The organism is Paracoccus sp. MKU1, assembly GCF_001447385.1.
GTDB lineage: Bacteria > Pseudomonadota > Alphaproteobacteria > Rhodobacterales > Rhodobacteraceae > Paracoccus.
Genome location: NZ_LLWQ01000119.1, coordinates 1 through 818 on the forward strand (window position 1 = coordinate 1; position 818 = coordinate 818).

The 818-nt window shown below is 68.5% G+C and carries 1 protein-coding gene; it reads left to right on the forward strand.

The annotated features are described in order from the left end of the window. A partial coding sequence (locus AQY21_RS07605) for a biotin/lipoyl-containing protein (protein WP_152988157.1) occupies positions 1–775 on the forward strand: 775 nt, incomplete at its 5' end. Positions 776–818: the final 43 nt, after the last annotated feature.

The window sequence follows — 818 nt, forward strand, 5'->3', positions numbered from 1 at the left end:
GGCGCAGGGCCTGACCCGGGCGCAGGTCGAGGACCCGGGCGTCGAGGTCTCCTTCCCCGACAGCGTCGTCGACATGATGAAGGGCAACCTGGGCCAGCCGCCCGGGGGCTGGCCCGCGGCCTTGCAGAAGAAGGTCCTGAAGGGCGAGGCGCCGCTGACCGCCCGTCCCGGCGCGGCGATGCCGCCGGTGGATCTCGAGGCCACCCGCGCCGATCTGATCCGCCAGCTGGAAGGCAAGGCGGTCGATGACGAGGACCTGAACGGCTACCTGATGTATCCCAAGGTGTTTTTGGACTACATGGGCCGGCACCGGCAATACGGCCCGGTGCGGACGCTGCCGACGCGGACCTTCTTCTACGGCATGGAGCCGGGCGAGGAGATCGAGGCCGAGATCGACCCCGGCAAGACGCTGGAGATCCGGCTGCAGACCGTGGGCGAGACCGACGAGAAGGGCGAGGTCAAGGTGTTCTTCGAGCTCAATGGCCAGCCCCGGGTGATCCGGGTGCCGAACCGCCTGGTCAAGTCGCAGACCGCCGCCCGTCCCAAGGCCGACCCGGCGAACGAGGGCCATCTCGGCGCGCCGATGCCCGGCGTCGTCGCCTCGGTCGCGGTCACGCAAGGCCAGAAGGTCAACCCCGGCGACCTGCTGCTGACCATCGAGGCCATGAAGATGGAAACCGCCATCCATGCCGACCGCAAGGGCGTCATCAAGGCGCTGCATGTCCGGCCGGGAGAGCAGATCGACGCAAAAGACCTCATGATCGAGATGGAGTGAGGCGAGCGGATGAAAAAGGGCCCTGCCGCGGAAGCGGCGGGGC